At 58.7% G+C, this 18,570-nt stretch carries 16 protein-coding genes; 10 read left to right on the forward strand and 6 right to left on the reverse strand.

The window, feature by feature from the left end:
- Positions 1 to 215 precede the first annotated feature (215 nt).
- A complete protein-coding gene (gene xthA / locus EAH78_RS12500) occupies positions 216 to 1,028 on the forward strand; it encodes an exodeoxyribonuclease III (RefSeq protein ID WP_140667798.1) in 813 nt (270 codons plus the stop codon).
- A 189-nt stretch (positions 1,029 to 1,217) separates the two neighbouring features.
- Entirely contained in the window at positions 1,218 to 2,558 is a 1,341-nt protein-coding gene (locus EAH78_RS12505) for a substrate-binding domain-containing protein (RefSeq protein WP_140667799.1), read from the forward strand.
- Between the two features lie 126 nt (positions 2,559 to 2,684).
- Here EAH78_RS12505 and EAH78_RS12515 read toward each other — a convergent pair whose 3' ends face one another.
- Positions 2,685 to 3,914, reverse strand: coding sequence for an acyl-CoA dehydrogenase (locus EAH78_RS12515; RefSeq protein WP_140667800.1), 1,230 nt, complete (start codon positions 3,912 to 3,914; stop codon positions 2,685 to 2,687).
- Positions 3,915 to 4,067: 153 nt separating this feature from the next.
- Between EAH78_RS12515 and EAH78_RS12520 the strand changes: the two genes are divergently transcribed.
- The 3 genes from EAH78_RS12520 to EAH78_RS12530 all read left to right on the forward strand — a co-directional run bounded on the left by EAH78_RS12520 (position 4,068) and on the right by EAH78_RS12530 (position 6,666).
- A complete protein-coding gene (locus tag EAH78_RS12520) occupies positions 4,068 to 4,997 on the forward strand; it encodes a LysR family transcriptional regulator (RefSeq protein WP_046032527.1) in 930 nt (309 codons plus the stop codon).
- A gap of 222 nt (positions 4,998 to 5,219) precedes the next feature.
- Positions 5,220 to 5,621 carry a MerR family transcriptional regulator gene (locus EAH78_RS12525; protein ID WP_027925069.1) on the forward strand — a complete coding sequence of 134 codons (402 nt, stop codon included), beginning with the start codon at positions 5,220 to 5,222 and terminating at the stop codon, positions 5,619 to 5,621.
- Positions 5,622 to 5,766: 145 nt separating this feature from the next.
- Positions 5,767 to 6,666 carry a hydroxymethylglutaryl-CoA lyase gene (locus tag EAH78_RS12530; RefSeq protein WP_140667801.1) on the forward strand — a complete coding sequence of 300 codons (900 nt, stop codon included), beginning with the start codon at positions 5,767 to 5,769 and terminating at the stop codon, positions 6,664 to 6,666.
- Between the two features lie 675 nt (positions 6,667 to 7,341).
- Here EAH78_RS12530 and EAH78_RS12540 read toward each other — a convergent pair.
- Entirely contained in the window at positions 7,342 to 9,039 is a 1,698-nt protein-coding gene (locus tag EAH78_RS12540; RefSeq protein ID WP_140667802.1) for an AMP-binding protein, read from the reverse strand.
- A gap of 328 nt (positions 9,040 to 9,367) precedes the next feature.
- On the opposite strand from EAH78_RS12540, the gene EAH78_RS12545 reads away from it, so the two are divergent.
- The 4 genes from EAH78_RS12545 to EAH78_RS12560 are packed head-to-tail and all read left to right on the forward strand — an operon-like array spanning position 9,368 to position 14,926.
- A complete protein-coding gene (locus EAH78_RS12545) occupies positions 9,368 to 10,531 on the forward strand; it encodes an isovaleryl-CoA dehydrogenase (RefSeq protein WP_140667803.1) in 1,164 nt (387 codons plus the stop codon).
- Between the two features lie 12 nt (positions 10,532 to 10,543).
- A complete protein-coding gene (locus EAH78_RS12550; RefSeq protein WP_140667804.1) occupies positions 10,544 to 12,151 on the forward strand; it encodes a carboxyl transferase domain-containing protein in 1,608 nt (535 codons plus the stop codon).
- Between the two features lie 13 nt (positions 12,152 to 12,164).
- Entirely contained in the window at positions 12,165 to 12,977 is an 813-nt protein-coding gene (locus EAH78_RS12555; protein WP_140667805.1) for a gamma-carboxygeranoyl-CoA hydratase, read from the forward strand.
- Complete coding sequence (locus EAH78_RS12560; RefSeq protein WP_140667806.1) at positions 12,977 to 14,926, forward strand: acetyl/propionyl/methylcrotonyl-CoA carboxylase subunit alpha; 1,950 nt, start codon at positions 12,977 to 12,979, stop codon at positions 14,924 to 14,926. The genes EAH78_RS12555 and EAH78_RS12560 overlap by 1 nt, the downstream gene beginning before the upstream one ends.
- A 39-nt stretch (positions 14,927 to 14,965) precedes the next feature.
- On the opposite strand, the gene EAH78_RS12565 is transcribed toward EAH78_RS12560, so the two are convergent.
- Positions 14,966 to 15,607 carry a S24 family peptidase gene (locus EAH78_RS12565; protein WP_140667807.1) on the reverse strand — a complete coding sequence of 214 codons (642 nt, stop codon included), beginning with the start codon at positions 15,605 to 15,607 and terminating at the stop codon, positions 14,966 to 14,968.
- Between the two features lie 129 nt (positions 15,608 to 15,736).
- Here EAH78_RS12565 and EAH78_RS12570 point away from each other — a divergent pair, with 129 nt between their 5' ends.
- The gene (locus EAH78_RS12570) at positions 15,737 to 16,078 is read left to right on the forward strand and encodes a DUF6124 family protein (protein ID WP_140667808.1); all 342 of its coding nucleotides are present in this window, start codon (positions 15,737 to 15,739) and stop codon (positions 16,076 to 16,078) included.
- A gap of 167 nt (positions 16,079 to 16,245) precedes the next feature.
- On the opposite strand, the gene EAH78_RS12575 is transcribed toward EAH78_RS12570, so the two are convergent.
- Genes EAH78_RS12575 through EAH78_RS12585 form a run of 3 tightly spaced genes read right to left on the reverse strand, consistent with a single transcriptional unit; the run spans position 16,246 to position 18,464 of the window.
- On the reverse strand, positions 16,246 to 16,464 hold the full coding sequence (locus EAH78_RS12575) for a hypothetical protein (RefSeq protein WP_140667809.1): 219 nt from the start codon (positions 16,462 to 16,464) through the stop codon (positions 16,246 to 16,248).
- 55 nt (positions 16,465 to 16,519) lie between these two features.
- Positions 16,520 to 17,611, reverse strand: coding sequence for a quaternary amine ABC transporter ATP-binding protein (locus EAH78_RS12580; protein ID WP_140667810.1), 1,092 nt, complete (start codon positions 17,609 to 17,611; stop codon positions 16,520 to 16,522).
- Positions 17,601 to 18,464 carry an ABC transporter permease gene (locus tag EAH78_RS12585; protein ID WP_430539933.1) on the reverse strand — a complete coding sequence of 288 codons (864 nt, stop codon included), beginning with the start codon at positions 18,462 to 18,464 and terminating at the stop codon, positions 17,601 to 17,603. Before EAH78_RS12585 ends, EAH78_RS12580 begins: the two co-directional genes overlap by 11 nt.
- Positions 18,465 to 18,570 lie beyond the last annotated feature (106 nt).

Here is an 18,570-nt window from a genome sequence, read left to right on the forward strand (position 1 = left end):
ACTGATCGATATCAGTGTTGACTGTGATGACGCCATCGCGAGCACGCTCGGCTCCCACAGGTATAGACCAGACTCGGACGGTAGGAGTGAGCCTGCTCGCGATGAAGCCTGCATTGGCGATGAAAGACCTACCGCCGAACACGAATCCCCTCACCCCACACTGGCCCGATTCCTACATGTCAGCTAGCATCGCCCTTTTGCCAGGACTGCCGACCATGAAGATCGTCTCCTTCAACATCAACGGGCTGCGCGCTCGCCCGCATCAGCTGGCGGCGCTGATTGAAAAACACCAGCCAGACGTGATCGGCCTCCAGGAAACCAAGGTTCACGACGACCAGTTCCCGCTGGCCGAGGTTCAAGCGCTGGGCTATCACGTTTATTTTCATGGGCAGAAAGGCCACTACGGCGTCGCCCTGCTCTCGCGCAAAGAACCGCTGGCCCTGCACAAAGGCTTCGCCACCGATGAAGAAGACGCTCAGCGCCGCTTCATCTGGGGCACGTTCGCCGACGCCAATGGCGTGCCGGTGACGATCATGAACGGTTATTTCCCACAGGGCGAAAGCCGCGACCACCCGACCAAATTCCCGGCCAAGCAACGCTTCTACAGCGACCTGCAGCAACTGCTGGAAAGCCAGTTCAGCAATGATCAGCCGGTGGTAGTGATGGGTGATGTGAACATTTCCCCGGAAGACTGCGACATCGGCATCGGTCCGGACAACATGAAGCGCTGGCTGAAAACCGGCAAGTGCAGCTTCCTGCCAGAAGAACGCGAGTGGATGGCCCGCCTGAAAAACTGGGGCCTGGTGGACAGTTTCCGTCACCTGAACCCGGACGTGGCTGACCGTTTCAGCTGGTTCGACTACCGTAGCCGTGGCTTTGAAGACGAACCCAAGCGCGGGCTGCGCATCGACTTGATCATGGCGTCCCATGGCTTGTTGCCACGGGTCAAGGATGCGGGCGTGGATTACGACCTGCGTGGAATGGAAAAACCCTCCGATCATGCGCCGATCTGGCTTGAATTGAGCTGATCTCAAGACATAAGAACTTCTAATGTGGGAGCGGGCTTGCTCGCGAAAGCGGTGTGTCATGCGACTTTTATGTCGACTGATACGACGCCTTCGCGAGCAAGCCCGCTCCCACATTAGATAACTGTCATCTTTCGGAAATCTTACTGACTTATTCTCCCCGCACTTTCTTTGATTTTTTAAGGTGCGGGCATGACGCTGCGCGTTTTGTTTCTATGGATGCTGTGCGCCGGCCTGCCCTTGACGGCATCGGCCGCTGATTTACCAACACCCGCCAATGGCCCGGTGCTGCGCATCCAGGGCTCCAACACCATCGGCGCGGCATTGGGCCCGGCATTGGTCGAAGGGATGTTGCGCGAACAGGGCCTGCTCAAGGTTCACAGTGAAGCAGCGGACACCGCCAACGAATTGCGTATCGTCGGCGAAACGGCACAGGGCCGTCGCGTTGTGGTGGAAGTGGCGGCGCACGGTTCCAGCACCGGCTTCACCGCGCTGAAAAATGCCACAGCCGACCTCGCCGCCTCCTCGCGTCCGATCAAGGACAGTGAAGTGGTAGACCTCGAACCCTTGGGCGACTTCAAAAGTCCCGACGCCGAGCAAGTCATCGCCATTGATGGACTGGCGATCATCCTTCACCCGCAAAACCCACTGAACCAGCTCAACACCGAACAACTGGCGCGAATCTTCAGTGGGGAAGCCAAAACCTGGGAAGAACTCGGCGGCAGCGGTGGCGCGATTCATTTATATGCGCGGGATGACCAGTCGGGCACCTACGACACGTTCAAGGAATTAGTCCTCAGTCGTCGTGGGAAAACTCTGAGCTACGCCGCGAAACGCTTCGAATCCAGCGAGCAATTGTCCGATGCCGTCAGTCTTGACCCGCAAGGTATCGGTTTCATCGGCCTGCCCTACGTGCGCCAGGCCAAAGCCGTGGCAATCGTCGATGGCCAATCCCAGGCGATGTTGCCGCTTAACAGCCTGATCGCCACGGAAGACTATCCGTTATCTCGCCGACTGTTTTTTTACCTGCCGCCGCATGGGAAAAACCCTTGGGCCGAGGCCTTGGCCGTGTTCGCGCAAAGCAGCAAAGGCCAGGCGATTGTCGCGGCCAACGGTTTTATCGCCCAGACGGTCCAGGCCATCACGGTCACGCCCAATGCATTGATGCCGGAGGGCTATCAGGCGCTCAGTCGTCATGCGCAGCGGCTGTCGGTGAATTTCCGTTTTGAAGAAGGCAGTGCGACGCTCGACAACAAGGCACAGCAGGACCTGTCGCGGGTGCTCGACTATATAAAGCAACATGACAAAACCAATCGTGAGGTCACGCTGGTCGGCTTTGGCGATGCCAAGAGCGACCCGGCCCGCGCCGATCTGCTGTCGAAGCTGCGGGCGATGGCGGTGCGGCGGGAACTGGTGAAAAGCGGCGTGGTGTTTCGCGAGATTCGTGGCTTTGGAGCGGAAATGCCGGTGGCGGCGAATAGCGCGGATGAGGGGCGGATCAAGAATCGGCGGGTTGAGGTTTGGGTGTATTGAGTTGAAATGCTGACCACTGTGGCGAGGGGGCTTGCCCCCGTTGGGTCGCGAAGCGGCCCCTCCTATCCCTTTAAAAGGAGAGGGACTGCTACGCAGTCCAACGGGGGCAAGCCCCCTCGCCACAGGTTACTGCCCGCTACGCATCAGCTCTTTCGGCACATACTTGCCGATCTCGAACTTGCCAATCGCTGCGCGGTGCACTTCATCCGGGCCGTCGGCCAGGCGCAGGGTGCGCTGCATGGCATACATGTAGGCCAGCGGAAAATCGTTGGAAACCCCTGCCCCGCCGTGGATCTGGATCGCCCGGTCGATGACGCGCAAGGCCACGTTTGGCGCGACCACCTTGATCTGCGCAATTTCGCTCTTCGCCACCTTGTTGCCCACCGTGTCCATCATGTACGCCGCTTTCAGCGTCAGCAGGCGGGCCATATCGATTTCCATCCGCGAGTCGGCGATCTTGTCGATGTTGCCGCCCAGACGCGCCAACGGCTTACCGAACGCGGTACGGCTGACCGAGCGTTTGCACATCAATTCCAGCGCCCGCTCAGCCATGCCGATCGAACGCATGCAGTGGTGAATCCGGCCTGGGCCAAGACGACCCTGAGCGATTTCGAAGCCGCGTCCTTCACCCAACAGGACGTTTTCGTACGGCACGCGGACGTTTTCGAACAGTACTTCGGCGTGACCGTGCGGTGCGTCGTCATAACCGAACACCGGCAATGGACGGACGATCTTCACGCCCGGGGTATCCACCGGCACCAGAATCATCGAGTGCTGGGCGTGGCGCGGCGCATCCGGATCGCTCAGCCCCATGAAGATTAGAATCTTGCAGCGTGGGTCGCAGGCGCCTGATGTCCACCATTTCTTGCCGTTGATGACCCACTGATCGCCATCACGCACGGCACGGGCGGCCATGTTGGTGGCGTCAGAGGAGGCAACGTCCGGCTCGGTCATGGCGAATGCCGAGCGGATCTCACCGCGCAACAGCGGTTCGAGCCAGCGTTGTTTCTGTTCTTCGTTGGCGTAGCGCACCAACACTTCCATGTTGCCGGTGTCTGGCGCGGAGCAGTTGAACGGCTCCGGACCCAACAACGAGCGGCCCATGATCTCGGCCAGCGGCGCGTATTCGAGGTTGGTCAGGCCGGCGCCGAGTTCGGACTCAGGCAGAAACAAATTCCACAGGCCTTCGGCCTTGGCCTTGAGTTTGAGCTCTTCCATGATCGCGGTCGGCTGCCAGCGATCGCCTTCGGCAACCTGGCGCTCGAACACGGCTTCGGCGGGATAAACGTAAGTGTCCATGAACGCGGTCACGCGCTCACGCAGTTCCTGAACCTTGGGCGAATAAGCGAAATCCATGAGCATTTACCTTCTTGGGCAGAGGTTGTTTTTGGTCATGCATCGATGCTAGAACAGCGTTGATAATTTACCTAGCCTATTCTCGGCGTGTATTAACATTCATCACCGATATATGATCGGGTGATTGAGAACCAACAATAAGAGTGCAGCGCAATGAATCTGAGCAAGGTCGACCTCAACCTTTTCATCGTCTTCGACGCGATCTACACCGAAGCCAATCTGACCCGCGCCGGGCAGATTGTCGGCATTACCCAGCCAGCGGTCTCGAACGCTCTGGCCCGCCTGCGCGAGACCTTCAACGATCCGTTGTTTGTGCGCACCGCCCAGGGCATGGTGCCGACGCCCATGGCCCAAAACATCATCGGGCCGGTGCGTAACGCCCTCTCCTTGCTGCGGGTGTCGGTGCAGGAAAGCCGCATTTTCAACCCGCTGCAAGCGGTCAAGACGTACCGCATCAGCATGACCGACCTCACCGAAGCGGTGATCCTGCCGCCACTGTTCCAGCGTCTGCGCCGCTTGGCGCCGACGGTGATCATCGAAAGCTTTCTGTCCAAGCGCCGCGAAACCACCAAGGAACTGGCGGCCGGGCGTCTCGACTTTGCCGTGGATGCACCGCTCAACACCGACCCGCAAGTGCGCCACGTCAAGTTGATGGAAGACCGTTACGTGTGCGCCATGCGCAAGGGCCATCCGCTGGCGGGCAAAGAGAAATTCACCCTCGATGATTACCTGTCGCTGACCCACATCCACATTTCCAGCCGCCGCAGCGGTCTGGGCCATGTCGACCTGGCACTGGGAAAAATGGGCATTCAGCGCAAGATCGCCCTACGGTCCCAGCATTACCTGATGGCCTCGCAAGTATTGCAGCAGACCGACATGGTCATGACCGTGCCGGAGCGCTTTGCCCGTCGCAATGACTTGCACGCCTTCAGCCTGCCGGTCAATGACGTGCCGCCGGTGGAAACTCACCTTTACTGGCATGAAAGCACCGACCAGGACCCGGCGAACCGCTGGATGCGCGAGCAGATGATCGAGTTGTGCCAGCAGGTGACGGCGCATGAGAAGAAGCTTGAAAAGGTGTAGGACTTTGGACCGAGGCGCTCCCTTCGCGAGCAAGTCGAATCGTCGCACCGCCGCTCCCACACTTGAACTTCAGTGAACGTAGCATTTTGCGTTCGACGCAGATCCAATGTGGGAGCGGGCTTGCTCGCGAAGGGGCCGGTCATGACACAGAACACCTCCGCCCCTTGACGTAAACGTCAACCTGCCATTAGCTTAGCGCCATGACCTTTTTCGAGCGCTTCCATGAGCAGCCAGACCTATAGCATTTCCGACCTCGCCCGCGAGCTCGACATCACGACGCGAGCCATCCGCTTTTATGAGGAACAAGGCCTGCTCAGCCCCGAGCGTCGCGGCCAGGAACGTATCTACTCGCCTCGCGACAAGGTCAGTCTGAAACTGATCCTGCGGGGCAAGCGCATCGGCTTCTCCCTGGCCGAGTGCCGCGAGCTGATCGAGTTGTATGACCCCACCGGCGGCAATCAGAAACAATTGCAAACCATGCTGAGCAAGATCGCCGAGCGCCGCGAACAGCTGGAACAGCAGATGCTCGACATCGAGCAGATGAAGCTGGAACTGGATACCGCGCAGGAACGCTGCACTCAGGCGCTGGAACAGACCATCCAGAACCAGAAGGTCATTCAGTAACCATACGAGGATCTAGTGTGGGAGCGGGCTTGCTCGCGAAAGTGGTCTAGTCAGTCAACATAGATGTTGAATGTAAGTCCGCTTTCGCGAGCAAGCCCGCTCCCACATTAGAATGATGTTCGCCCATAACAACAGGTCGATTCCCATGTCTCTACCCACCCACGTACGCATGGTCGAAGTCGGCCCCCGCGACGGTTTGCAAAACGAAGCTCAACCGATCAGCGTGGCCGACAAAGTGCAACTGGTCGACGCCCTGACCGCCGCAGGCCTCGGCTATATAGAAGTCGGCAGCTTTGTCTCGCCCAAGTGGGTGCCGCAAATGGCCGGTTCCGCCGAGGTCTTCGCGCAGATCCGGCGCAAACCCGGCGTGACCTACGGCGCACTCGCCCCCAACCTGCGCGGGTTTGAAGACGCGATGGCGGCCGGGGTCAAGGAAGTCGCGGTGTTTGCCGCCGCGTCTGAAGCCTTCTCCCAACGCAACATCAACTGCTCGATCAGCGAAAGCCTTGAGCGTTTCGTGCCAATCATGGACGCAGCCAAACAACACGGTGTGAGCGTGCGCGGTTACGTGTCCTGTGTGCTGGGCTGCCCTTACGAAGGTAACGTCGCCCCCGAGCAAGTCGCCTTGGTGGCGCGCGAACTCTATGCCATGGGCTGTTACGAAGTGTCGCTGGGCGACACGATCGGCACCGGCACCGCTGGCGCCACGCGCAAGATGTTCGAAGTGGTCGCGGCCGACGTGCCCCGTGAAAAACTCGCCGGGCACTTCCACGACACCTATGGTCAGGCCATGGCCAACATTTACGCCAGCCTGCTGGAAGGGATCTCGGTGTTCGACAGTTCCATCGCCGGCCTCGGCGGCTGCCCGTACGCCAAGGGCGCCAGCGGTAACGTTGCCACTGAAGACGTGGTTTACCTGCTCAATGGCCTGGGTATCGAAACCGGTATCGACCTGGATGCATTGATCCTCGCCGGCCAGCAGATTTGCACGGTGCTGGGGCGTCCGAGCGGTTCGCGCGTGGCCAAGGCTCGCAGTGCACAGTGAGTGTGTCCGGGTGTTACCGCACGGACACAAAGGTGGGTGCGAGCGAGTAACACGGAAACAGATTCCAGGGTTTTCCCTGAGGCGAAAAACCCTACGCAATCTCAAATCATTGATTTTAAAGGACTTTAAAAAGTTGGCACGGCTTCTGCTATCTCTACTGCATAACAAGAACAAAAAAAGCAGCAAGCCCTAATAAAAATAAGACGTAACGACTCTGACATAACAAAAACAACACGGCAGAGACGCAGCTAACAGATTTTTTTGGAGAGGATGTGCTTTTCAGGGTGCTTTTCGGAGCCACCCGCAACCGGGCAGAGAACAATAAAACTACCTTCAGGTAGCTCCCGAACTGGTTGGATCGCTTAGCGAAAAAGTAGATCAGCGCTCAAAAAAATACGTTTGCTCTTGATCCCGGATGGGGATCGACAAAAACAGCGGTAAAGGGTCACGGTCACTAAAAACAAAAACAGACCGCCCCTCAACAATAAAAAAGAGCACGCGCAACGACAAAATTAAAGGGGAGCTTCGGCTCCCCTTTGTGCTTTCCGGGATTTGTGTTTTCCCCTAGTCCAAATGTGGGAGCGGGCTTGCTCGCGAAGGCGGTGTGTCAGTCACTGCAAATGTCGACTGATCCGCCGCCTTCGCGAGCAAGCCCGCTCCCACAGGGGATGGTATTTAGCCTTTGTTTTCGCGCAGTTCTTCGATACTGATCTCGCGCATCCGGAATTTCTGAATCTTGCCCGTTACCGTCATCGGAAACTCCTCCACGAACTTGAAGTAACGCGGCGTCTTGAAGTGTGCGATGCGCTCCTTGCACCAGGTTTGCAGTTCTTGCTCGGTGGCGCTGTGGCCCGGGTGGAATTTGATCCAGGCGACAATCTCTTCGCCATAACGCGAGCACGGAATGCCGATCACTTGAACGTCCGCCACCGCCGGGTGGGTAAAGAAAAACTCTTCCAGCTCCCTTGGGTAAACGTTCTCGCCGCCACGGATGATCATGTCCTTGTTGCGTCCGGCAATGCACACGTAGCCTTCATCGTTCATGCTCGCCAGGTCGCCGGTGTGCATCCAGCCGGCCTGATCGATGGCCTCCGCCGTGCCTTGCGGGTTGTTCCAGTAGCCGAGCATCACGCTGTAACCACGGGTGCACAGCTCGCCAATTGTGCCGCGCGGCACGAGGTTACCGGCCTCGTCGATGATTTTGCTTTCCAGCTGCGGCTGGGTGCGGCCGACGGTGGTCACGCGCAATTCCAGTTCGTCTAACGGACCGGTCTGTAACGACACAGGACTTGTTTCCGTCATGCCATAGGCAATCTGCACTTCGTTCATGTGCATTTCGTTGATGACCCGGCGCATCACTTCGATCGGGCACGTCGCACCGGCCATGATCCCGGTGCGCAGGCTCGACAGATCGAATTCAGCACGCTGGGGCTGGTCGAGCATGGCGATGAACATGGTCGGTACGCCATACAGCGCCGTGGCTTTTTCTTCGGCGACAGTGGTCAGGGTCAGCAATGGATCGAAGGCATCGTTCGGGTAAATCATGGTGCTGCCGTGGGTGATGCAGCCGAGGTTGCCCATGACCATGCCGAAGCAGTGATACAGCGGCACCGGGATCACCAGGCGATCATCGGCGGTCAGGCCGAGGCTTTCGCCGACCATGTAACCGTTGTTGAGAATGTTGTAGTGACTGAGGGTCGCGCCTTTCGGGAATCCGGTGGTGCCTGAGGTGTACTGGATGTTTACCGGCTGATCGAAATGCAGGCTGTTCTGGCGTTCACGCAGCTGTTCAATCGAAACGCCGGGGGCCAGATCCGCCAATTGCGACCACGGCAGAAAACCTGACGGTGGTTGCGCATCCAGGCTGATGACGCCGCGCAAATCAGGCAGGCGTTCACTGTGTAACTTTCCGATGGATTGCTCGGCCAGTTCAGGAACGAGGCCTTGCAGCATCGCGTGATAGTTGGAGGTTTTGAACGCGCCAGCGCAGACCAGCCATTGGCAACCGGATTGCTTCAACACGTATTCGAGCTCGGAACTGCGGTACGCCGGGTTGATGTTGACCAGAATTACGCCGATTTTGGCGCTGGCGAACTGGCTGATGCACCACTGCGCGCAGTTCGGCGCCCAGATGCCGAGACGATCACCGGCCTGCAAGCCCAGCGCGAGCAGCGCTCTGGCATGCAGGTCAACGACCTCGGCCAGTTGCTGCCAGGTGTAGCGCAACTGCTGATGGCGCACGACCAGCGCCTCCCCGGCCGGATACTGCGCGACGGTGTTATCGAACGCCTGGCCGATGGTCATCGCCAGCAAGGCTTTGTCCTGGGAACCACGGGTATAGCTGCGCTGCGGGCTTGCACTGTGTTGATCCATGACGACCCCTATTGTCTTTATTGTAGGAGCGCGGCTTGTGTGGCGAGGGAGCTTGCTCCCGTTCGGCTGCGCAGCAGTCGTGAAATCAACAACGAGGTGTATCAGAAACACCTCACTTGCTGATTTGCGACCGCTTCGCGCTCGAACGGGAGCAAGCTCCCTCGCCACAGAGTGCAACGCTGGTCTTTCAGAACTGGCTCTACTCTCGCTCAAGTTGACGTTAACGTAAAGGGTGATTGACAGCCATTCGTCACAGGCTTACGTTAACGTAAAGGTGAGAGCCGGATCACTGCCCTCCCCACCCTACAAAAAAGCCAAAAGGTGCCCCATGAGCTACCCATCCCTGAATTTTGCCCTCGGTGAAACCATCGACATGCTGCGCGATCAGGTTCAGTCCTTCGTCGCCAAAGAGATCGCCCCGCGCGCCGCTCAGATCGACATCGACAACCTGTTCCCCGCTGACCTGTGGCGCAAATTCGGCGACATGGGCCTGCTGGGCGTCACGGTGCCGGAAGAGTACGGCGGCGCTGGCCTGGGTTACCTGGCTCACGTGGTGATCATGGAAGAAATCAGCCGCGGTTCGGCGTCTGTTGCCCTGTCCTACGGCGCCCACTCCAACCTCTGCGTCAACCAGATCAACCGCAACGGCAACCACGAACAAAAATCCAAGTACCTGCCGAAGCTGATCAGCGGCGAACACATCGGCGCCCTGGCCATGAGCGAACCGAACGCCGGTTCCGACGTGGTCTCGATGAAACTGCGCGCCGACAAACGTGGCAACAAGTACGTGCTCAACGGCAGCAAGACCTGGATCACCAACGGCCCTGACGCCAACACCTACGTAATCTACGCCAAGACCGACCTGGAAAAAGGCCCGCACGGCATCACCGCGTTCATCGTCGAACGCGACTGGAAAGGCTTCAGCCGCAGCAACAAGTTCGACAAACTCGGCATGCGCGGTTCCAACACCTGCGAACTGTTCTTCGATGACGTTGAAGTGCCGGAAGAAAACATCCTCGGTGTACTCAACGGCGGCGTGAAAGTGCTGATGAGCGGCCTCGACTACGAGCGCGTCGTGCTCTCCGGCGGCCCGACCGGGATTATGCAGGCCTGCATGGACCTGATCGTTCCGTACATCCACGACCGCAAGCAATTCGGCCAAAGCATCGGCGAATTCCAGCTGATCCAGGGCAAAGTCGCCGACATGTACACCCAACTCAACGCCAGCCGCGCTTACCTCTACGCGGTAGCCCAGGCCTGCGAGCGTGGCGAAACCACGCGCAAGGACGCTGCCGGCGTAATCCTCTACAGCGCCGAACGCGCCACGCAAATGGCTCTCGACGCCATCCAGATTCTCGGTGGCAACGGTTACATCAACGAATTCCCGGCCGGCCGTCTGCTGCGTGACGCCAAGCTGTACGAAATTGGCGCCGGCACCAGTGAGATCCGTCGCATGCTGATCGGTCGCGAACTGTTCAACGAAACCCGCTAATCGGAGCTGTCCATGGCTATCCTGCATACCCAGCTCAACCCCCGTTCGGCGGAGTTCGCCGCCAACAGCGCGGCGATGCTCAAACAGGTCGACGCCCTGCACACCCTGCTCGCCCAAGTGCAGCTCGGTGGCGGCGCGAAGGCTCAAGTGCGTCACACCTCGCGGGGCAAATTGCTGCCTCGCGAGCGCATCAATCGCTTGCTCGATCCGGGCTCGCCGTTTCTTGAGATCAGCCAACTGGCGGCCTACGAGGTGTACGGTGAAGACGTTCCGGCCGCTGGCGTGATCGCCGGGATTGGCCGCGTGGAAGGCGTCGAATGCATGATCGTGGCCAACGACGCCACGGTGAAAGGCGGTTCGTACTACCCGCTGACGGTAAAAAAACACCTGCGCGCCCAGACCATCGCCCAGCAGAATCGCCTGCCCTGCATCTATCTGGTGGACTCTGGCGGCGCCAACTTGCCACGTCAGGATGAAGTGTTCCCGGATCGCGAGCACTTCGGGCGGATCTTCTTCAACCAGGCCAACATGAGTGCCATGGGCATTCCGCAGATTGCCGTGGTGATGGGTTCCTGCACCGCCGGTGGCGCTTATGTGCCAGCGATGGCAGACGAAGCGATCATGGTGCGCCAGCAAGCAACGATTTTCCTCGCCGGCCCGCCGCTGGTGAAAGCCGCGACCGGTGAAGTGGTCAGCGCCGAAGACCTCGGCGGGGCCGATGTGCACTGCAAGATTTCCGGAGTCGCTGACCATTACGCCGAGAGCGATGAACACGCCTTGGCCATTGCCCGACGCAGCGTTGCCAACCTCAACTGGCGCAAGCTCGGCGAACTGCAACAACGCGCCCCGATTGCCCCGCTCTACGCCAGCGATGAGTTGTACGGCGTGGTCTCGGCGGACGCCAAGCAGCCGTTCGATGTGCGCGAAGTCATCGCGCGACTGGTCGACGGTTCGGTGTTCGACGAATTCAAAGCGCTGTTCGGGACTACGCTGGTGTGCGGCTTTGCCCATCTGCACGGTTACCCCATCGCGATCCTCGCCAACAACGGCATCCTCTTCGCCGAAGCCGCGCAAAAAGGCGCGCACTTCATCGAGCTGGCCTGTCAGCGCGGCATCCCATTGCTGTTCCTGCAAAACATCACCGGGTTCATGGTCGGCCAGAAGTACGAGGCTGGCGGTATCGCCAAGCATGGCGCGAAACTGGTGACCGCAGTGGCGTGCGCCAAGGTGCCGAAATTTACCGTGATCATTGGCGGCAGTTTTGGTGCCGGTAACTACGGCATGTGCGGTCGGGCTTACGACCCGCGCTTCCTGTGGATGTGGCCAAACGCACGCATCGGCGTGATGGGTGCCGAGCAAGCCGCGGGCGTGTTGGTGCAGGTCAAACGCGAGCAGGCCGAGCGCAGCGGCCAAGGCTTCAGCGCCGAGCAGGAAGCCGAGATCAAGCAACCAATCCTCGATCAATACGAAGAACAGGGTCACCCCTACTATTCCAGCGCACGGCTATGGGACGACGGCGTCATCGACCCCGCTCAGACCCGCGATGTACTGGCCCTGGCCTTGTCCGCGTCGTTGAACGCGCCTATCGAACCGAGCCGCTTCGGCGTGTTCCGGATGTGATCGGGAGAAAACCATGAGCGACTTCAAGACCCTCGAACTGCTGACCGACCCACGGGGTTTCGCCACCCTGTGGCTCAGCCGTGAAGAAAAGAACAACGCCTTCAACGCAGAAATGATCCGCGAACTGATCCTCGCGCTGGACACTGTGGCCAGCGACACCAGCCTGCGGTTTTTGCTGGTGCGTGGACGCGGTAAACATTTCAGCGCCGGCGCGGACCTGGCGTGGATGCAGCAATCGGCCGAGCTCGATTACCACACCAACCTCGACGACGCCCGGGAACTGGCGGAGTTGATGTACAACCTCGCCAAATTGAAAATCCCGACCCTGGCCGTGGTGCAAGGCGCCGCGTTCGGTGGTGCGCTGGGCCTGATCAGTTGCTGCGACATGGCTATTGGCACCGACGACGCGCAGTTCTGCCTGTCGGAAGTGCGCATCGGACTCGCGCCGGCAGTGATCAGCCCATTCGTGGTGCAGGCCATCGGCGAGCGCGCGGCCCGCCGTTATGCGCTGACCGCCGAACGTTTCGGCGGGCAACGGGCGCGTGAAATCGGCTTGTTGTCGGAAAGCTATCCGGGCACCGAGCTGGAGCAAAAAATCGAACAGTGGATCGACAACCTGCTGCTCAACAGTCCCGCCGCCATGCGCACCAGCAAAGACTTGTTGCGTGAAGTCGGCCACGGCGCGCTGACTCCGGCCCTGCGCCGTTACACCGAAAACGCCATCGCCCGTATCCGCGTCAGCCCTGAGGGCCAGGAAGGTCTGCGTGCCTTTCTGCAAAAGCGTCCGCCGAGCTGGCAAGCCCCCACCACCAAGGAGCCGCGTTGATGAGCGCACCTGTTCTCACTACCCTGCTGGTGGCCAACCGTGGCGAAATCGCCTGCCGGGTCATGCGCACCGCCAAAGCGCTGGGCCTGACCACCGTGGCCGTGCACAGCGCCACTGACCGTGAAGCGCGACACAGCCGCGAAGCGGATATCCGCGTCGACATCGGCGGCAGCAAAGCCGCCGACAGTTACCTGCAAATCGACAAACTGATTGCCGCGGCCAAGGCCAGCGGCGCTCAGGCGATCCATCCGGGTTACGGCTTTTTGTCGGAGAACGCCGGGTTTGCCCGTGCGATTGAAGACGCTGGCCTGATCTTCCTCGGCCCGCCCGCCTCGGCCATTGATGCCATGGGCAGCAAGTCCGCCGCCAAAGCGCTGATGGAAACCGCCGGCGTGCCACTGGTACCGGGTTATCACGGCGAAGCGCAGGACGTTGACACCTTCCGCGAGGCGTGTGAGCGCATCGGTTATCCGGTGCTGCTCAAGGCCACCGCCGGCGGTGGCGGCAAAGGCATGAAAGTGGTCGAGGACGTCAGTCAGTTGGCCGAAGCCCTGGCCTCGGCCCAGCGTGAAGCGAAATCCTCCTTCGGCGACTCACGGATGCTGGTAGAGAAGTACCTGCTCAAACCGCGCCACGTGGAAATCCAGGTCTTTGCCGACCAGCATGGCAACTGCCTGTACCTGAATGAACGAGATTGTTCGATCCAGCGTCGCCACCAGAAAGTCGTCGAAGAAGCACCCGCGCCAGGCTTGAGCCCGGAGCTGCGTCGTGCCATGGGCGAGGCTGCTGTTCGCTCGGCACAAGCCATCGGTTATGTCGGCGCCGGCACCGTGGAGTTTTTGCTGGATTCGCGCGGCGAGTTCTTCTTCATGGAAATGAACACGCGCCTGCAGGTAGAGCACCCTGTCACCGAAGCCATCACTGGCCTCGATCTGGTGGCCTGGCAGATTCGTGTGGCCCGTGGTGAGGCGCTGCCGATGACCCAGGCCGAAGTGCCGCTGATCGGGCACGCGATTGAAGTGCGGCTTTACGCCGAGGACCCGGCCAATGATTTCCTGCCGGCCACTGGACGTCTGGAGCTGTATCGAGAATCCGCCGCAGGCCCGGGACGTCGGGTCGACAGCGGTGTCGAGGAAGGTGATGAAATTTCGCCGTTCTACGACCCGATGCTCGGCAAGCTGATTGCCTGGGGTGAGGATCGCGAACAGGCACGGTTGCGCTTGTTGAGCATGCTCGATGAGTTTGCGATTGGCGGACTCAAGACCAACATCAACTTCCTGCGCCGGATCATCGCGCATCCTGCGTTTGCCGCGGCTGAACTGGACACCGGGTTTATCCCGCGTTTCCAGGAGCAATTGTTGCCAGCGCCGTCGGACCTCAGTGACGCGTTCTGGCAAGCCGCCGCGCAGGCCGTTGCGCAGAGCCAGGCTGATGCACCGCGCGCAGATGACGTGAGTTCGCCATGGGCAATCAGCAATGGTTTCCGGGCTGGATTGCCGAAAGAAATCACCCTGCACTTGAGTTGCGAAGGCCAGGATCGCGCGTTGACCCTGGGCGATGTCTGCACTTCCCAGCTTAAAGGCGAGCAATTGCTGACCGAACACAACGGTGTACGCCGCCAGCATCGGACAATACGCCGTGGCGACTCTGTTTATCTGCAGTGGGAAGGTGAGCTGCGCCGCATCGATGCCTACGACCCGATCAGCGCCGTCGAAGCCAGCCACAGCCATCAAGGTGGGCTCACCGCACCAATGAACGGCAGCATCGTGCGAGTGCTGGTAGAGGCCGGGCAAACGGTCGAAGCCGGGGCGCAACTGGTGGTGTTGGAGGCGATGAAAATGGAGCACAGCATTCGTGCGCCCCACGCAGGCGTGATCAAGGCCTTGTATTGCCAGGAAGGCGAAATGGTCAGCGAAGGCAGTGCGTTGGTCGAACTGGAAGAAGCGTGAAATGAAGATCGGTCCTACGTTCTACGAGGACCGATCTGATTAGAATTTGGCCGTTGCCTGAACCACTACGCCGAGAATTCGACAGTCGTCGGTGTAAAGGGCTTTCGGATATGTAGGATTGAGCGGGACCAGGTAACGCTGCCCGCTCTCTTCGATCAGCTTGCGAAACGTCGCCTCGGTGCTGTCCGACCACTGCGCGATCACTAGCTTTCCGGGCTCCGGCACAATGGCCGGATCCACCAGGATCATCATGCCCTCGGCGATGCTCACACCCGTGGGTGCCGTCATCGCATCGCCCACCACCACCAGCCAGAACGCCGCACCCTGCGCGTGGTAATCGGTCAGTTCGAAACGCGGCTTGCCGTAGACCGCCAGCTCGCCGTCACGCAGCTGCATCGGCTCGCGCCACTCACTGACCGGGTAACGGAAGTACGGGTTGTACTTATGCGACAGGCAAGGCTCGTCGTCCTGCAAGACCTCACGAATCACCATCGCCACTTCCAGAAAATCCATCCCGAGCGCACGCAAGACACGATTCATGTCTTGAATGCTCGGCTGACGGCGTTTATTCAGCCAGTGACCCACGCCACCCTGGGACATCCCGAGGCGGTCGGCGAGGACCTCTTGAGTGACTTTGAGGTCACTCATCTTGGCTTTGACTAACTCAATCCATTTATCCATGTGCGGCACGATACGTGGGGTACTCCGACCAACAAAACACAACTTGTAGTATTTAAATTCCAGTCACAAATACAGTTCGTACTAGGATGGATTCACGGATCTGAATCTATCACGGAGCTTGCCATCGTCATGACGTTACCCAGCAATGACCTGCCAGATATGCAAATCGATACCACCCTGACCTCGCCCAAAGGCAATGCCGCCGCACAGCGAGCGCTGGATTATTACTTGAAACCAGCTGTGTCCGAACCCGCTGCCGTGGAGCGGTTTTTTGATGTGAACCCGGACATCAGCGTAGAAGAGGCACTGATTCATGCCTTTGATTTGTTGCGATGCGCTGCGGCGACTGCGCATGAATCAGCCAGCAACCTGCACGGTCCAAGCCGCGACCTGGCCTATTCGACGGTGCACATGATCGATATGGCCAAAGCGATGATCGATCGGTCGTTGCAGGGGCATCGGAACGCATGAAACGGGCGAGCGTTTGGGGAGGACAGGAAAGAGGTTTCCAATCGAGCAGATAAAATCATTTGACTTGCAAACGAGAATGATTATTATTGCATGCAGCTGGTCGCGAGATCAGTCGATTGTCCAAGTGACCTTAGGTCGGTCTCCTGGACATCTCCTCATCAGGCTAATCACGGTTTTTGACCCGGCTTTTTGCCGGGTCTTTTTTTGCCAGTTATTCTGGCTTTTACCTTCAGGCTAATGAAGTCTTTGGGTGCTGCAAATTCGATGGCGCGGATAATATCAAAAGAATATTGGTTGGCAAGAGAAGCCCGGCTCATTGGGCCAAACGATTGTAAAAAAAGCACTTGAGAATCAATCGCACAGTATCTAAGCTGCGTCGGCGTCATGGAGGACGCCCCCTCTGCACTCCGCAATTTCCCTCGGTTTTACTTCGGTAAGCCGTCACGCTTTCGACTTTACTCTTGGCTGAACGTCCTGTGATTCTTCACTCACTGCCGAGGTGACCATCGTCGCGATGATCGACTTCAGCGCCAACTGCCCTACCGGCTGCCCCTGACTGTCAGTGACCACCAATTCATCGAACCCCGCCTCAACCAGTCTTTTGACCGCTGACTCCAATGACGTCCCCATGGGTACGGTCAGCGTCGCTCCGCCTTTCACCTGGACAATGGGCCGCATGATGGCCTCGACGCCAATCACCCGCCCCCGATTCACTTCTTTGACGAAGTTGGCAATGTAATCATCGGCAGGCGTCATGACGATTTCCTGTCGGGTGCCTTGTTGCACCACTTCACCGTCACGCAAGATCGCGATGCGATCACCAATACGCAGTGCCTCATCAAGATCATGGGTAATGAACACGATGGTCTTCTTGATCTCTTTTTGCAGGTCAAGCAGCACCGACTGCATGTCCATGCGGATCAGAGGATCCAGGGCCGAAAACGCTTCATCCATCAACAGAATTGGCGCATCACTGGCCAATGCCCGGGCAAGGCCGACGCGCTGCTGCATGCCTCCGGACAGCTGATTGGGATAGTGACTTGCGTAACCCTGGAGCCCTACCCGGTCCAACCAGCCTGTGGCGATTTCTACCTGCCTGTCACGGGACATACCCTGGATCTCCAGCCCATACACCGCATTGTCGAGCACGGTGCGGTTTGGCAGCAGCGCGAATTTCTGGAACACCATGGAAATTTTATGTCGTCGAAACTCTCGCAAATCAGTCGGGCTCATTTTGAGCACATCCACGCCACCCACGATGACTTCGCCGGCGGTGGGTTCGATCAATCGGTTGATATGGCGGATCAAGGTCGACTTGCCCGAACCGGAAAGCCCCATGATCACCTGAATCCCCCCGGACGGCATGCTGATATTGATGTCCTTCAATCCCAGCACATGACTGTGATTGCTCAACAGCTCAGCCTTGCTCATGCCCTGTTTGACCCGCTCGATACTGGCCTGTGCCTGGTAACCGAAGATCTTGTAGAGATGCCTGATTTCGATGCCGAAATCGTTGGTCAGATTAGTGGCCATGAACTCTCTCCAAATGCTTTTGCAGTCTTCGGCCATAAGCTTGGCTGACTCGGTCGAAGATCACCGCAATCCCGACAATGGCCAGCCCGTTGAAAATGCCCAGGGTGAAATATTGATTGGAAATAGCCTTGAGTACCGGTTGGCCCAAGCCTTGAACCCCAATCATCGACGCAATGACCACCATGGCCAGCGCCATCATGATCGTCTGGTTGATGCCGGCCATGATCGAGGGCAATGCCAACGGTAACTGGACGTTTTTCAGTTTCTGCCAACTGGACGAGCCAAAGGCGTCGGCGCACTCCAGCATCTCGGCGTCAACGTGACGGATGCCGAGGTTGGTCAAGCGGATCATCGGCGGCAAGGCGTAGATCACAACCGCAATCAGCCCCGCGACCTTGCCAATCCCCAGCAACATCACCACTGGAATCAAATAGACAAAGCTCGGCAGGGTCTGCATTACGTCCAATACCGGGCTGACAACGTTCTGCAGACGGTTGGAACGGGCCATCGCGATCCCGGTCGGCAAACCGATGACGATGGATATCACCGTGCAGACGAAGATCATCGACAGGGTCTTCATCGTGTCAGACCACATGTCCAGATAACCGATAGCCATCAGTGTGAACACGCACCCCAGGACAATTCTCCAACTGCGGCTGGCGAACCAGGCAATCAAGGCGACCAGCACAATGATGATCGGCCATGGCGTCGTGGTCATGAACCTTTCGGACTGATTGAGGAAAACCTGCAACGGCTGGAAAAAGGCTTCGAAGCTGTCGCCGTAAGTGCTGGTGAAGTTACGAAAGGCGCCATCGATGACCTTTTTCAAGGCCCGGAGTCTTTCGTCCTCCATGTGTGGAAAGCTCAGTAACCACTCCATGACATTCCCCTTTTGTAGAAGACCGTAGAAAGCTGGCAGGTCGTTTCAATACGTGGGTGTTTTTATTGTTATCGGTGCG

This window comes from Pseudomonas arsenicoxydans (genome assembly GCF_006438915.1).
GTDB lineage: Bacteria > Pseudomonadota > Gammaproteobacteria > Pseudomonadales > Pseudomonadaceae > Aquipseudomonas > Aquipseudomonas arsenicoxydans_A.

Coding starts and splice junctions, on each gene's coding strand:
- xthA (WP_140667798.1), top strand. CDS start 216: ATGAAGATCGTCTCCTTCAACATCAACGGGCTGCGCGCTCGCCCGCAT.
- EAH78_RS12505 (WP_140667799.1), top strand. CDS start 1,218: ATGACGCTGCGCGTTTTGTTTCTATGGATGCTGTGCGCCGGCCTGCCC.
- EAH78_RS12515 (WP_140667800.1), bottom strand. CDS start 3,914: ATGGATTTCGCTTATTCGCCCAAGGTTCAGGAACTGCGTGAGCGCGTG.
- EAH78_RS12520 (WP_046032527.1), top strand. CDS start 4,068: ATGAATCTGAGCAAGGTCGACCTCAACCTTTTCATCGTCTTCGACGCG.
- EAH78_RS12525 (WP_027925069.1), top strand. CDS start 5,220: ATGAGCAGCCAGACCTATAGCATTTCCGACCTCGCCCGCGAGCTCGAC.
- EAH78_RS12530 (WP_140667801.1), top strand. CDS start 5,767: ATGTCTCTACCCACCCACGTACGCATGGTCGAAGTCGGCCCCCGCGAC.
- EAH78_RS12540 (WP_140667802.1), bottom strand. CDS start 9,039: ATGGATCAACACAGTGCAAGCCCGCAGCGCAGCTATACCCGTGGTTCC.
- EAH78_RS12545 (WP_140667803.1), top strand. CDS start 9,368: ATGAGCTACCCATCCCTGAATTTTGCCCTCGGTGAAACCATCGACATG.
- EAH78_RS12550 (WP_140667804.1), top strand. CDS start 10,544: ATGGCTATCCTGCATACCCAGCTCAACCCCCGTTCGGCGGAGTTCGCC.
- EAH78_RS12555 (WP_140667805.1), top strand. CDS start 12,165: ATGAGCGACTTCAAGACCCTCGAACTGCTGACCGACCCACGGGGTTTC.
- EAH78_RS12560 (WP_140667806.1), top strand. CDS start 12,977: ATGAGCGCACCTGTTCTCACTACCCTGCTGGTGGCCAACCGTGGCGAA.
- EAH78_RS12565 (WP_140667807.1), bottom strand. CDS start 15,607: ATGGATAAATGGATTGAGTTAGTCAAAGCCAAGATGAGTGACCTCAAA.
- EAH78_RS12570 (WP_140667808.1), top strand. CDS start 15,737: ATGACGTTACCCAGCAATGACCTGCCAGATATGCAAATCGATACCACC.
- EAH78_RS12575 (WP_140667809.1), bottom strand. CDS start 16,464: ATGACGCCGACGCAGCTTAGATACTGTGCGATTGATTCTCAAGTGCTT.
- EAH78_RS12580 (WP_140667810.1), bottom strand. CDS start 17,611: ATGGCCACTAATCTGACCAACGATTTCGGCATCGAAATCAGGCATCTC.
- EAH78_RS12585 (WP_430539933.1), bottom strand. CDS start 18,464: ATGGAGGACGAAAGACTCCGGGCCTTGAAAAAGGTCATCGATGGCGCC.